The sequence below is a fragment of the Parendozoicomonas haliclonae genome, assembly GCF_900174585.1.
GTDB classification, from domain to species: Bacteria; Pseudomonadota; Gammaproteobacteria; order Pseudomonadales; family Endozoicomonadaceae; genus Sansalvadorimonas; species Sansalvadorimonas haliclonae.
Map to the genome: position 1 here is coordinate 345931 of NZ_FWPT01000003.1, position 14086 is coordinate 360016.

The 14086-nt window shown below is 54.6% G+C and carries 12 protein-coding genes; 10 read left to right on the top strand and 2 right to left on the bottom strand.

Annotated features, from left to right (window positions below; translation table 11 throughout):
* Positions 1-143 precede the first annotated feature (143 nt).
* Together EHSB41UT_RS08000 and EHSB41UT_RS08005 are read left to right on the top strand one after the other, a co-directional pair.
* The gene (locus tag EHSB41UT_RS08000) at positions 144-1358 is read left to right on the top strand and encodes a metal-dependent hydrolase family protein (RefSeq protein ID WP_165767187.1); all 1215 of its coding nucleotides are present in this window, start codon (positions 144-146) and stop codon (positions 1356-1358) included.
* Between the two features lie 83 nt (positions 1359-1441).
* On the top strand, positions 1442-3133 hold the full coding sequence (locus tag EHSB41UT_RS08005) for a phosphoinositide-specific phospholipase C-related protein (protein WP_087108552.1): 1692 nt from the start codon (positions 1442-1444) through the stop codon (positions 3131-3133).
* On the opposite strand, the gene EHSB41UT_RS08010 is transcribed toward EHSB41UT_RS08005, so the two are convergent.
* Together EHSB41UT_RS08010 and EHSB41UT_RS08015 are read right to left on the bottom strand one after the other, a co-directional pair.
* Entirely contained in the window at positions 3134-4858 is a 1725-nt protein-coding gene (locus EHSB41UT_RS08010; RefSeq protein ID WP_087108554.1) for an ABC transporter transmembrane domain-containing protein, read from the bottom strand.
* An 82-nt stretch (positions 4859-4940) separates the two neighbouring features.
* Positions 4941-6140, bottom strand: coding sequence for a LicD family protein (locus EHSB41UT_RS08015; protein ID WP_087108556.1), 1200 nt, complete (start codon positions 6138-6140; stop codon positions 4941-4943).
* 223 nt (positions 6141-6363) lie between these two features.
* On the opposite strand from EHSB41UT_RS08015, the gene EHSB41UT_RS08020 reads away from it, so the two are divergent.
* The 8 genes from EHSB41UT_RS08020 to EHSB41UT_RS08055 all read left to right on the top strand — a co-directional run bounded on the left by EHSB41UT_RS08020 (position 6364) and on the right by EHSB41UT_RS08055 (position 14063).
* Positions 6364-7161 (top strand): hypothetical protein, encoded by a 798-nt coding sequence (locus EHSB41UT_RS08020; RefSeq protein ID WP_133060438.1) that lies wholly within the window; start codon positions 6364-6366, stop codon positions 7159-7161.
* Between the two features lie 242 nt (positions 7162-7403).
* Entirely contained in the window at positions 7404-7988 is a 585-nt protein-coding gene (gene rsxA / locus EHSB41UT_RS08025) for an electron transport complex subunit RsxA (RefSeq protein ID WP_087108560.1), read from the top strand.
* 16 nt (positions 7989-8004) lie between these two features.
* The gene (gene rsxB, locus EHSB41UT_RS08030; RefSeq protein WP_087108562.1) at positions 8005-8592 is read left to right on the top strand and encodes an electron transport complex subunit RsxB; all 588 of its coding nucleotides are present in this window, start codon (positions 8005-8007) and stop codon (positions 8590-8592) included.
* Positions 8589-10925, top strand: a complete 2337-nt coding sequence (gene rsxC / locus EHSB41UT_RS08035; RefSeq protein ID WP_087108564.1) for an electron transport complex subunit RsxC — start codon at positions 8589-8591, stop codon at positions 10923-10925. The genes rsxB and rsxC overlap by 4 nt, the downstream gene beginning before the upstream one ends.
* Before the next feature lie 11 nt (positions 10926-10936).
* Entirely contained in the window at positions 10937-11980 is a 1044-nt protein-coding gene (gene rsxD / locus EHSB41UT_RS08040) for an electron transport complex subunit RsxD (RefSeq protein WP_087108566.1), read from the top strand.
* The gene (rsxG, locus tag EHSB41UT_RS08045) at positions 11977-12660 is read left to right on the top strand and encodes an electron transport complex subunit RsxG (RefSeq protein WP_087108568.1); all 684 of its coding nucleotides are present in this window, start codon (positions 11977-11979) and stop codon (positions 12658-12660) included. The genes rsxD and rsxG overlap by 4 nt, the downstream gene beginning before the upstream one ends.
* On the top strand, positions 12660-13376 hold the full coding sequence (locus EHSB41UT_RS08050; RefSeq protein ID WP_207626592.1) for an electron transport complex subunit E: 717 nt from the start codon (positions 12660-12662) through the stop codon (positions 13374-13376). The genes rsxG and EHSB41UT_RS08050 overlap by 1 nt, the downstream gene beginning before the upstream one ends.
* 54 nt (positions 13377-13430) lie before the next feature.
* A complete protein-coding gene (locus tag EHSB41UT_RS08055) occupies positions 13431-14063 on the top strand; it encodes a hypothetical protein (protein WP_087108570.1) in 633 nt (210 codons plus the stop codon).
* Positions 14064-14086 lie beyond the last annotated feature (23 nt).

Here is a 14086-nt window from a genome sequence, read left to right on the forward strand (position 1 = left end):
GAAAAAGGCGGAGCATAAATCAGTTGTAACAATTTTTGGAACGACTCTGTGAGAGCTCTGCCATACTCCCCTCCCCGCCAGATCGCGACGAGGGTCTCATGAAACCCCGCAAGCCGTTTCTTGTTCTCGGGATGCTGTGTCTGATGGCATCCTTTGTTGTGCAAGCTCAGCTCACCGCCCTCAATGCCGACGCTTGGCTGGATGTAAACTCCGGTGACCTGATCAAACCGGCACGTATCCTGATCGATGGTTCGTCCATCCGGTCTATTAATGCGCAAGAGATAGTAGATGCCATTGAAATCGATCTACCGGGGTACACCCTCTTACCCGGTCTAATCGACAGCCACACTCACCTTACCCGGGATATTACCCCGGGCTGGCGGGAGCAGCCGGTAAGGGAAAGCGAGGCCGACTGGGCACTGCGCGGTGCACGAAACGCACTGCTGACCTTGAAGGCGGGCTTTACCACCGTTCGGGATCTGGGCTCTTTTCGTTTTGCAGATATCTCCCTGATGAACGCCATCAATAAAGGCTTTGTGCCTGGCCCGGATATGATCACCTGCGGCCATATAATCTGCCGTACCGGAGGACACTGTGACTTTGGCGGTTACGTGCGGGAGATTCTTACGCCCCAGCCGGAGTTTGGTATGGCCGATGGTCGTGAGGAAATTATCAAGGCTGTGCGTCATCAGGTGCGCCGGGGGGCCAAGGTTATCAAGGTTGCGGTCGGCGGCGGAGCAACCTCAGAGGCAGCCTTTAAATCACCGGATATCAGCGATGAAGAGCTGGAAGCTCTGGTCACCGAGGCCCACCGGCACAATCTCAAAGTGGCCGCCCATGCCCATGCGGCCAGCTCGGTGATCGCTGCCGTAAAAGCCGGCGTGGATTCGGTGGAGCATGGCTTTCTGCTGACACCGGAAGCCATTGAACTAATGGTGGAACGCAACACCTGGCTTGTGCCGACGATAGCTCTTCTTAAATTTTTACCCTCGGCCGGCCTGTCGCGAACCGGCGAGAGAAAGGCGGCCGCGCTGGCACCCTACGCCAGAATCAGCCTGACCGAAGCCATTAATGCCGGTGTCCGGGTGGCCTTTGGCACAGATGCCGCCGTGGTTCCCCATGGTCACAATGCGGTGGAGTTTGATGAACTGGTTGAGCTGGGTATGAGCAATCTGGATGCCATACGCACAGCCACTGTCAATGCTGCCGAGCTGCTGGGTCTGCCCGATCGGGGCCAAATTACTCCGGGATACCGGGCCGACATTATTGCCGTCAAAGGCAACCCGCTGGAGGATATCTCGCAACTGCACAGTGTGGAGTTTGTGATGAAGGCCGGTGATATCTACAGCCAACCCTGAATCTGCCTTACTGACAACTTATATAGCCCTGCGCCTTCAGGCCGACATAACACAACAGAACCTGCCTTCACGAGAGTCCTGTTATGTTCAAATCCGGCCTGTATCTTCTGATTCTACTGTTTGCTACCCCATCCTTTGCGGCCAGGGATGGTCAGTACTGTCTGGATAATAAACTGCTGCGGGTGGTGGGCGCGGTACTGCACAATGTTAGCGTCGGTGTGAAGATTTATAACGGCAAGGGCGAACCGGTTCTGACAGCGCCGGAAGGGGGCCCGCTGCACTTTAACTGGACCGCCGCAACATCCTGCTATCCCGCCGAGAAAAATGGTCAGCTAGAGCTGTTTTATCGTGACAGTGAAGGCGAATGGGCCAAGATGCGCACCTACCGGACTGACTGGCTGGATGGCATCGACGTGATTTTCCATAAAGAGAAAAAATGGGTGGCCGGCGAAGGTTACGGCATCAACCTCAAGTTCACCCGCGATGCGGAACAGGACATCAATCCGGAACGCTGGATGACCGAACTCTTTGCCCGGCAGTCCGACCTGCATTTTCGTGACCTTTGCCTGATCGGCAGCCATATCACCGGTTCTTATGGGCAAGGCAAAAAGAGTCTGTTTATCCCCAAAGGGGCACCCGCCGGATTTATTCCATTTCAGCAGTGGGTCAAAAAGCAGAAGACCTTCTTTGAACGCCCGAAAACCTATGTTCTCAGACAGTGGGCACAAACCCAGGATCTTACCGTCGAAGAACAGTTGCAGGCCGGCGTACGTTTTCTGGATATGCAGCTAACCCCGACCTTTTCGCCTTATGCCGAAGACGACTATCTCTCCACCTTTGGCATGTCCGGTGCACGGCTGTCGGCCATGCTGGCGGATATCAATGCCTTCCTGAATACCAACCCTGACGAGCTGTTGGTGCTGAGAGTCAATCTGGTCACGCCCAAAGCCCTCTACTTTTCTGATCTCTACGAGCTTCTGGAAAACACTTTGCAGAAAGAACGTTTGATCAGCCCGGACCAAGGCGTTGATTTTTCAATCGCCGAAATCCTTGAAACTCAGGCACGGATCATCGTGATTGCCGACAGTCTCGGAGAAGCACCAGCCTGGCTGTGGAACAGTAAGGACAATCTGGAAATTTTGGCCGGAAAGGCACCCACGCCTCTTAATGAAACCCGTCTGCGCCGTCTGGATATCACCGGTAACCTTCCTGACCAACCGGGAAAGCTCAACCTTGCGCCAGTTTATCTGGAGCCTGCTCCAGAGGATTACAGCACGCTGCCTCACAAGGTTAACAGTCGCTATGCCCTGAACCGGACTCTGCTGCACACCTCCGGTCTGACTCGTTATGTGGCCAATGCTTTGCGTAGCCAGGGGCTGCCTCTGAATCTGGTTAATCTGGAGTTTGCCGGTGAAAGTGACGTACTGGATGTCTGTCTGGCAGAGATGAAGCGTCCACGCTTACCCGGGAAACCCAAAGCCAAGCCTCAGCCGCCGCCGGTAGAGCCTGAAGTCACTCCTGAACCTGCTCCAGAACCAGCGCCTGAGCCGGAATCGTCCCTACAGCCAAATCCAACGGAAGAGCCGGTAGCCGAACCTTTGGAAGAACCCGTTTCTGAGAGTCGGGAACCCGGGCAGGAAAACCCGGAGCCTGAACAATCCGAATCTCAGCCAGAGGAAAATGCACCGGCAAGTACCGATGCGGATGAACCTCAAAGTCCTGATGTACCGGAAGAAGACAACCTCACAGATACAGACTCTGACAACGACATCTGATCACGCCGCGCGAAACTGCAACTCAGCCAGACGCCGATAAAGAGGTGACTGGCTGAGCAGCTGATCATGGGTGCCACTGGCCACCACTTTCCCCTGATCCATCACCACAATACGGTCAACATGGGCAATCGTTGCCAGACGGTGAGCGATCACCAGTGTGGTGCGCCCTTCCATCAACTGATCCAGTGCCTGTTGAACCTTGTATTCACTCTCAGCATCCAGAGCACTGGTGGCTTCATCCAGCAACAAAATTTTCGGGTCACGCAAAATGGCACGAGCTATCGCCAGCCGCTGCCTTTGCCCACCAGAGATTTTCACACCCTGTTCACCCAGAAGACTGTCATAACCTTCCGGCATCTGGCGGATAAATTCATCGGCATGGGCAGCAATGGCCGCCTGCTCAATCTCTTCATCCGTAGCATCAGGTGCACCATAGCGAAGGTTCTCACGGATGCTGGCACTGAACAGCACCGGCTGTTGTGGAACCAGGGCAAACTGACTGCGCAGCTCATCCAGAGCCAGATCCTTGAGCGGAGCGCCATCAAGCGTAATCAACCCCTGCTCCGGATCCCGGAAGCGCAGCAACAGATCAAACAGGGTGGACTTTCCGGCACCAGATGGCCCGACTAGGGCAATCCGTTCCCCGGCCTTGATATCCAGATCAAGGCCAGACAGGGCCAGAGACTCCGGCCGTGAAGGGTAACGGAAATCAATATTCTGTAGCGACAGCCGCCCCTGAACCTCATTAACGCTATGAGGCTGTGACGGAGACTGAATCTCCGGATCAACCGCCATCAGTTCACGCAAACGGTCTGCAGCTCCGGCAGCCCGTTGCAGCTCACCATACACTTCCGTAACCGCAGCCAGAGAGCCAGCCACAACAATGGCGTAAAACAGGAACGCCGCCAGATCACCACCGGACAAACGCCCAGCCAGCACATCGGTGCCACCGATATAAAGCATCCCGCCGACAGCCCCCAGAACCAGCAGCATGACCAAGGCAATCAACACCGCCCGTTGTCGGATACGTCGCAAGGCCACTTGAAACGCACTTTCGACGCTGCCATTAAAACGTTCCGTCACATGAGGCTCACCATTAAAGGCCTGAACGATACGGATATGCAGCAGGCTTTCGCCGGCCCAGGCACCGACATCAGCCACCTTGTCCTGACTGTCGCGGGATAACTTGCGCACCTTACGTCCGAAAAAAAGCAGCGGGAAAATAACAACCGGTACGGTAAACAGCACGATCAGGCTGAGTTTGAGATTGCTCACCAGCATCAGTACCAGCCCGCCGACAAAGATCAGCACATTGCGCAACGCAAAGGACACCGAAGAGCCAATCACACTCTGCAGCAAGGTCGTGTCGGTGGTAATCCGGCTCTGGATTTCACCAGAAAGATTCTCTTCAAAAAACGACGGTGGAAGAGTAATAAGATGTTGGTAAAGCTGGCTGCGGATATCGGCGACAACCCGCTCCCCCAGCCAGGACACCAGATAGAAACGGCAGTAGGCACCAATGCTCATGGCAACCACCAGCGTCAGAAAGAAGAACAAGGCCTGCTGCAGACCTTCTACCGAGCCTTCCACAAAGCCTCGATCAATCATCAACCGAACGCCCTGCCCCAAAGCCAGGGTAATACCGGCAGTAAAAATCAGCGCGATCAACGCACCCACCAGCCTGAGTTTATAGGGCCGCAGCCAGGTCCAGATCCAGTTCAGCATTGTTATTATCCTTGGAAGATCAATCCATTATATCGACCCGACTGGACAAGGACATGGCTTAGGGCATGTTATTTATGGTCGATTATTTCGTGCCATAACCAAGACTGGATGCCGATTTCCCCATCGCCCCTGACTGCCGATTCAGATGAGCAGCATCCTGAATCGAATCTTGCCTCTGAGCAGAGCGTTCAACCTTTTGGCTTCTCACCCGCTCACTACGACGCAAATTAGCGGAGGTCGCAGTCTCCAGCTCAGCAAAAACAGGGCGCTTCAATACGACTTTGCTGAGCAGGCCGGCATCAGAAACCTTTTGCTTCAACGAGGTAAAATCGTCTCGCGTCAGCGGGAATGGTTGCTTCTGACCAGTCGTCAGTGGCCGTAGTTCCGCTTTCACATTCTGATGCAGACTGTGATCCGGGGTGCGCATAATATGGGTCATAGAGTGTGGATAAACACTTTCCATATTGGCCAGAAGTGCATGTTTATCCTTGGGCGCGCGGATGCGTGTTGGGCCAAAGGAGTAATAGCTGTACTCGCCTTCAATCAGTTCCCGCGGAATCGTCTGCTGATACCAGATCTCACTGGCATAGTCTCCATAATAACGGTAGGCATCCGCCTCTTCGTCCAGCTGGACAGGCGTGATATCAATAAATGCCTTTTTCGTGAGCGGCTTTTTGGCGACAGGAATTTTCAGCTTGTTCAAAGCTCCCGCCATGGTATTACGCGCCAGTGTGACCGTCATGGCCGGCCACTCCTGATCATCGGCAAAACATAACTGCATGCCTAATCCTGGAATCCGGCGCAGCTTCAATCCATATTGGGCAAAAAGCTCTGGATGCTGTAATAACGTATCGTAATCATCCAGTTTTACAGCGAAGTCCGCATCATCATCATGGGGCAGCTGCCCTTTATTTCGCAGCATGCCCAGCATGGTGCCACCCACAGGCAGCGCCTTGATATCAAGCTCCTCAAATATGCTGGTCAGCGCCATCACCATAAAATAAATATCCACCGCCCGTTCGTGGGGGATCGGCTTGTACAGCTTGAGGAAATCTTCGGTCGAGAGTTCCTGATTGTTCACGGGCAGATTATGGGGTTGTCGGGTTACATCTTCAGCCCAGCGGGCATGACGAAAATACGAGTGAGGCATCATGCTTTTGGCCAGCATAAAAAAGACCGGTTTCGGCAGGAACCGGATACCTGGCACACCAACAGCCGCTTGAGCCATGGAACAGGAGAACATCGCTCCCGCCAAGAGCAGGGTCATACAGGCCTTTCGCATCGTTTTCCCCTTCAAAAGCGCTAAAGCCTAGCCAAAACCCCTCTGCCCGGTGCTTTTTTTATTACCCCCCCTGCACGTATTCAAACAGCCACATTGAAGCCACAAATAAGTCATTCGCAGCCTGTTGTTAGGGATACTGACAGAACTGTTAGCCATTCTTCGTAACAATCCGGACGGCAGCGCTGTCTGAACTCAGGTAACAGGGATGTTAGGGATAACCGCCATGTCGGCAAGATGTAACACAATGCAGCTCTCCTGCATCCAGGATTCACTGGATCTGTCGTTGCTGAACTCAGTGAGCGATACGCTGGTACGCAGCCGCAAATGGGGGCGTTCCGTGGCTCACTCGGCAAAGACATCGACGGGCAAGGCACTGTTTGTGGGTGGCAAAACCATTTGTCGCTATCTGGACAAGGCCAGCCCGCTAACGCATCTGTTCCTAAAAGCCCCCAAGACCGTGCAGGTGCCAATAAAGTACATCGCCCTTGAGCTGAAAAGCTTCGTGACGGCTATGTTCTTCCCACTGCCGATGCTGTGTAATATTTACATGTATATCCTGAGCAGCCCATACCGCACCTGCCTGCTAGTCAGTGCCTGCGGCATTCCTGTGGATTCGACCACCATGTCGGCCCTCTGTTATGAGCATCACGCTTCAATGATCAATGAGGAATTCTCGGGCAAAAGACTGTTTCCAAAATCCGGGCAGGACCAACAGTTCCAGAAGGGACGCTGCCGTCTGGCGATTGCCATGCTGGAATGTATGACCACCGGTAAACAGAAAGCCGTCAGCAAGGCGATGGGCTTTAGCATGCAGCTCCTTGGCATTGTGGGACACCGCATTGTGAACAACACCATGAAGGAACTGCGTAAGAAGTCTAAAGAAACGGAACCCGCCGAAAAGAACAAGCCAAAAGCATCAACAGAGAGTGATGAGCAGAAATACACTCCCAAAAAGCGCAAGTCCTGCCGAAAACTGAAAAGAAAGCTGAGCTTTCCAACCGCTCGCCGCAGAAGCAGATAAGCCTGTTTTTCTCTTCCTTACCCTTTATAATGCCGCCCCCGGCTATTGCCTATGGGTCCTGAACTGGTCAAGACAGGCTTCATAAGCATATTCCCAGAAATCATTAATCCCGCGTCTTGATATGGTTGTGTGGAATAGCCTGCTCCTGAATAATACTTGCCCAGCCATGGCACTGAATGCCGGGAGCCTGATCAGGTGCATCAGGCCCACGCTGCAGATATGAGTAACACGATATGGAAACCATGACCGAGCTGTCCCTGATTCTGGTCAGCGCAATTCTGGTCAATAACTTTGTACTGGTTCAGTTCCTTGGCCTGTGCCCGTTTATGGGTGTCTCCAACCGTCTGGAAACTGCGGTTGGCATGTCTCTCGCCACCACCTTTGTACTGACCCTGGCCTCGATCTGCAGTTATATCACCTACGAATATATTCTGGTGCCGCTGGGCGTTGAGTTTCTGAAAACCCTGTCCTTCATTCTGGTGATTGCCGTTGTGGTGCAGTTCACCGAGATGGTGGTGAAGAAGACCAGTCCGCTGCTATACCGGGTTCTCGGGGTCTTTCTGCCGCTGATCACCAGTAACTGTGCGGTACTGGGTGTTGCCCTGCTGAACAGTAACCGCCTCAATACCTCGTTTGTGGATTCCGCCATGTACGGCTTTGGTGCCGCTGCCGGCTTCTCGCTGGTTCTGGTGCTGTTTGCGGCCATGCGTGAACGCATTGCCGCTGCCGATGTACCGACACCCTTCCGGGGCGCGGCCATTGGTATGATCACTGCGGGTCTGATGTCTCTAGCCTTTATGGGCTTTACCGGCCTGATCAAGTTGTAAGGAGGGCAGAGCGAATATGGAAATTGTAATTTACGCCCTGCTTGCCCTGTTATTGCTGGCACTGCTGTTTGGCGCGCTGCTTGGCTTTGCCTCCGAACGTTTCAAAGTGGAAGGCAATCCGATCGTTGACCAGATCAATGATCTTCTTCCCCAGACCCAGTGTGGCCAGTGCGGTCACCCCGGCTGCCGGCCGTACGCCGAAGCCATTGCCAATGGCGAAGATATTAACAAGTGCCCTCCCGGCGGCCAGTCCACCATCAACGCTCTGGCTGATCTGCTCGATATGGAGCCGATGGAGCTGGATGGCGAACATGGTGAAGAAAAGCCGCCGATGGTGGCAGTGATCCGTGAAGATGAATGTATCGGCTGCACCAAATGTATTCAGGCCTGTCCGGTGGATGCCATCCTCGGTGCCGCCAAGCTGATGCATACTGTGATTGCCGATGAGTGCACCGGCTGTGATCTGTGTGTCGAGCCCTGCCCGGTTGACTGTATTGATATGATTCCCATTGCCACGACTACCCGTAACTGGCAATGGCCACTGCCCTCTTCGTCTGCACCGATGCATTTGATTGCTACTGACAAACAGGGGGAAATTGCATGACTGCTGCCATCCCTCTGAAAACACTCCATGATTTTCCCGGCGGCGTACACCCTGAGGAAAACAAAGCGCAGTCCACCCGGACGCCGATCGCCACACCTCCACTGGCCAGCGAATATATTCTGCCGCTGAACCAGCATTCCGGTGCCGCTGCGCAGCCTTTGGTCGCAGTAGGCGACAAGGTACTGAAAGGCCAGATGCTGGCCCGCGCTTCCGGCTTTGTCAGCGCGCCGGTGCATGCACCTACGTCCGGCACCATCACCGCGATTGAAATGCATTCGGTGCCTCACTGGTCCGGACTGGAAGAGCCGTGCCTGATTCTGGCCGCTGACGGCAATGATCGCTGGTGTGAGCTATCACCCGTGGCGGATTACACTACTGCGGATCAGGAAGAACTGGTTCAGCGTATTCACGACGCCGGTGTTGTCGGTCTGGGTGGCGCGGGCTTCCCGGCTGCAGTAAAGATGGCCTCCCGTAAAGCCAGCAAGATTCATACACTGGTCGTTAACGGTGCCGAGTGCGAACCGTATATCACTGCTGACGATATGCTGATGCGGGAGCGTGCCGCACAGCTGATCAGCGGTATCGAGATTCTCCAGCATCTGCTCCAGCCTGAGCAGGTGATGATCGGGATAGAAGACAACAAACAGGAAGCGCTGCAGATTCTGGCGGAAGCCTGTGCCGACAAACCGGGCATTGACGTTTATTCCGTACCGACCAAATACCCGTCCGGTGACGCCCAGCGTCTGATCTGGCTGCTGACCGGCAAGGAAGTCCCTAACGATGCCCGCTCCGTGGATATCGGGATTCTTTGCTACAACGTCGGCACTATTGTGGCGATTCACGATGCCATTATTGAAGGCAAGCCGCTGATCTCCCGCATTACCACCATTACCGGGGAAGCGGTTTCCCAGCCTCAGAATGTCGAGGCCTTGATCGGCACCCCGGCTTACCATCTGCTCCGCTTTGCCGGACTGAATGTGGACGCCTTTGACACTCTGATTCAGGGCGGTCCGATGATGGGTCATACGCTGGATACTGATGCGGTTCCGGTCACCAAACTGACCAACTGTCTGATTGCCGGCACCCGTGAGGAGTTCCCTCCGGCACCGCCCGCCCAGGCTTGTATCCGCTGTGGACTGTGCGCCGAAGCCTGCCCGATCAGTTTGCTGCCTCAGCAACTGTACTGGTACGCAAAATCTCAGAACCACGATCAGCTTGAACACCACAACCTGTTCGACTGTATCGAGTGTGGCGCCTGCTCCTATGTCTGCCCGAGTTCGATTCCTCTGGTGCAGTACTACCGCGCCGGCAAGGATGAAATTCGCACTCAGAAACTGCGCAGCGAGAAGGCTGAACGCTCCCGGGTTCGCTTTGAACATCGTCAGGAGCGCCTCGCCACCATCGAGGCCGAGAAGGAAGCCCGCCGCAAGGCCAATGCAGAGAAAGCCCGTAAGCTGAAAGAAGCCAAAGAGGCTGCTGCGCAATCAGCGGCAACTGGAACCACAGAAGCAGCCCCTGCTGCAGTCGAAGATGATCCAGTCAAAGCTGCACTGGCCCGCGCTCAGGCCAGAAAAGCCGCCCGCACCGCAGGCGCAGAAGCAGCCCCTGCAGAAAAGCCAGCCAAGCCTCAACTGTCACCACGCCAGAAAGAACTGAAGATTCAACTCTCCATGGCCAAGGCTCAGCTGAAGAAGTCCGAGCGTGCTCTAGCCCAGATGGAAGCCGGCAGTGACCAGCATTCAACACTGCAAAGCACGATCACCCAGTTTCAGCAACAGATTGCACAGCTGCAGCAGGAATACGATAGCGCGGCAGAAGCGCCGGCAGTACAAACAAAACCGGCTTCAACAGAAGCTGTAGCCGCCAAACCGAAAAAGCCGGTTCTCAGTGATGCTGAGAAGAAGTTCAAGATTGAACTGGCTATGAAAAAGGCTGCAGTAAAGAAAGCCGAACGCGCTCTGGCCTCAGCTGAAGAGTCCAATAGTGATGATGTTGAAAGTTTGCGGGCCGATCTCGAACAGAAACGTCAGGAAATCACAGCCTTTGAACAGTCACAAACACAGGCACAGCCTAAACCTGAAGCCGCTGAACCTGCTCCCACAGAGATAGCACCTGCGGCTGAAGCGGCACCGAAAAAGCCATCCAAGCCTGTTCTCAGTGATGCCGAGAAAAAGTTCAAGATTGAACTGGCGATGAAGAAGGCTGCCGTAAAGAAAGCGGAACGTGCTCTAACAGCGGCTCAGGATTCCGGCTCCCCTGACCTGGAAGCTCTGCAAACCGATCTCGAACAGAAGCGCCAGGATATGGCAACCTTCGAGCAGACCGGAGGTTAAGACAGACAGTTATGGCACTGATACGACAAACATCTCCCCATACGCTGGGGAAAAACAGCACCGCGCAGATTATGAAGCTGGTGCTGATCGCCCTGATTCCGGCGATTGCCGCTCAGCTCTGGTTCTTTGGCTGGGGTGTGATTATTCAACTGCTCTGGTGTTCTCTGGTCGCCCTGGGAGCTGAGGCTGCGATTCTCGCGTTACGTAAACGCCCACTGTCGTTCTATCTGAAAGACAACAGTGCGCTGGTAACAGCCTGGCTGCTGGCCCTGGCCATTCCTGCCGGTTCCCCCTTGTGGCTGACCCTGGTGGGCGTCAGCTTTGCCATTGTCTTTGGCAAGCAGCTCTATGGCGGCATGGGCAACAATCCCTTTAACCCGGCCATGCTGGGTTATGTGTTGCTGCTGATCTCCTTCCCGCTGGAAATGACCAGCTGGCTGGCACCGCAGGGCGCTGGTATTGCTCAACCCAGCCTTATGGAAACACTGGGTGTGATCTTTGCCGGTCACAGCATTGATGCCTGGACCATGGCAACACCACTGGATCTGGTTCGGGAAAACAAAAGCCTGACCATGGCCGAACTCTGGGCCGAAAATGCCCGCCTGTCTGGTATTACCGGCACAGATTCCCTGTGGATCAATCTGGCATTTCTGGCCGGCGGTCTGTTTATGCTGAAGCAGAAAATTATCAGCTGGCATGCACCGGTTGCCATGCTGGGCAGTATTCTGGTGATGTCGCTGCTGTTCTGGAATGGCACTGGCTCCGAGTCCAACGGTTCGCCAATCTTTCACCTGTTTACCGGCGCGACCATGATGGGCGCGTTCTTTATTGTGACCGACCCGGTCAGCGGCGCTACGTCCAACAAAGGTCGTCTGATCTTTGGTGCCGGTGTCGGCATCATCACTTATGTAATCCGGGCCTGGGGCGGTTATCCGGACGGCGTCGCCTTCGCCACACTTCTGATGAATATGGCCGCACCCGCCATTGATTACTGGACCCAGCCGAGAACCTACGGCCACCGTAAACCGAAGCGCGGGATGGCGAAACCGGAATGAGCACAGAGAAATTACAAACCAGCTCTGTGCTGGCCAAAGCCATCAGTAAAAACAGCCTGACTCTGGCTCTGTTTGCCCTGCTGACTGTCGGGCTGGTGTCGTTCACCTGGCTGATGACCAAGGAACGGATTGCCGAACAGATTCGTCTAAGCGAACAAAAAGCTCTGTTTGAGGTTCTCCCGGCTAATCAGTTTGATAACAAGCTGCTGGATACCACCGTGATTCCTCCGGAGCCGGAACTGCTGGGACCGATCAGCGAACAGGCACGGGTCTGGGTTGCCTTCAAGCAGGGGCAACCGGCTGCAGTGATTCTACCCGTGGTCGCACCTGATGGTTATAACGGGCGCATCCAGCTGTTGGTCGGTATTACCCGGGAAGGTGTGATCACCGGTGTACGTGTTGTCTCCCACAAGGAAACCCCGGGACTGGGTGATGATATTGAAACCCGTGTCTCCAACTGGATTCTCGACTTCACCGGCAAATCCCTGCTCAATCCGGAAAACGATGGCTGGGCAGTCGAGAAAGATGGTGGTGATTTCGACCAGTTCACCGGCGCAACCGTAACGCCACGCGCTGTCGTCAATGCCGTTTACCGGGCCTTAAACTGGTTTGATGAATACCGTACCCAAGTGTTTGCCGAAGCCGGCGAACAACTTGCCGCCCAGAGCAAGGGAGACTGATGATGGCCACAGATTCCCGCGTGGATTTTCGCGAAAGAAGCCTGCAGGGGCTTTGGAAAAATAACCCGGCACTGGTACAGCTGCTAGGGCTCTGCCCACTGTTGGGGGTCTCCAGCAGTGTGGTGAACGCTCTCGGTCTGGGTCTGGCGACTCTGGTGGTGCTGGTGTGCTCCAACCTGCTGGTGTCCCTGTTCCGCCGCACAGTACCGGATGCAATCCGCCTGCCGGTATTTGTGATGATCATCGCCAGCATGACCACCTGTGTTGAGCTGGTTATGCAGGCCTGGGCCTATGAACTCTACAAAGTGCTGGGTATTTTTATCCCGCTGATAGTGACCAACTGCATCATCCTTGGCCGTGCCGATGCCTTCGCTTCCCGCAATGCACCGCTGCCAGCAATTCTTGATGGCGTGATGATGGGCCTTGGCTTTGCCGCTGTGCTGATCATCCTTGGTGGCCTGCGTGAATTGATTGGTCAGGGCACCCTGTTTGCCAATATGGACTTCCTGTTCGGCCCGACTGCAGCAAGCTGGGAGCTGACGGTGATTCCGGACTACAAGATGTTCCTGTTCGCCATTCTGCCTCCCGGTGCTTTTGTGTTTATGGGGCTGCTGATTGCTATCAAGAACATTACTGACGCCCGTCTGGAAAAAGCCCGCAAAGCCAGCCAGGACACACCTGCGACCGGCAGCAAACGGGTGCGGGTGACTGGCTGAGCGACAGAGCCTACATTAAGTAGATGACATTGAACTCCAGGGACGGAGTGAACCATGAGCATCGCTTCTGTAAGAGCCTCGGTTGCCAACCTGTTGCGCAACAATATTGCCCAGACCCGAAAGCCCGGCACCTTTCTGAACCGGCTGGCTGAGAGCATCAGCCCCCGTAAGCACTTCTGGCCCACCCGGGCTCGCTATCAGGCAACCCAGCTGTCCGATCGACAAGTCTCTATTGAAGAACCCTCTATCAAGGTCAAAGAAAAACAACTGGCATCACTCTACAAAGCCAGAAGCTGGGCCACCGGTTATCTTAAAAAGCATCCCCAACTTCTGGCTAACAAAGAAGAGCTGGTAAAAACCGGACTGGAGCTGATGAACCGTGGCCAACAGTTAAAAGCGGTTGCGCTGTTTGAACTGCACTATACCGAGCGCAGTGACCAGATCATCGCCCATGAGCTACCGGAAGGGAAAGGCGTGTATTTTGGCGGGATTCCTCAGGAGCTTTATGATCAGCAACAAGACCTCTACCAGCAAAAAATGGATGAAGCCGGTGACGAGCTGCAAACCCTTCTTGCTCAAAAGGCCGATGATAAAAATTACTCCCCAGTCGCTATAGACGACACATCTGAAGGATTAAGGCGATCACTGCGCAGTGCCATTGCCCGGGAGGAGTATCTCAATAACTGATTCTCAACACAGAGAAAGCTCCT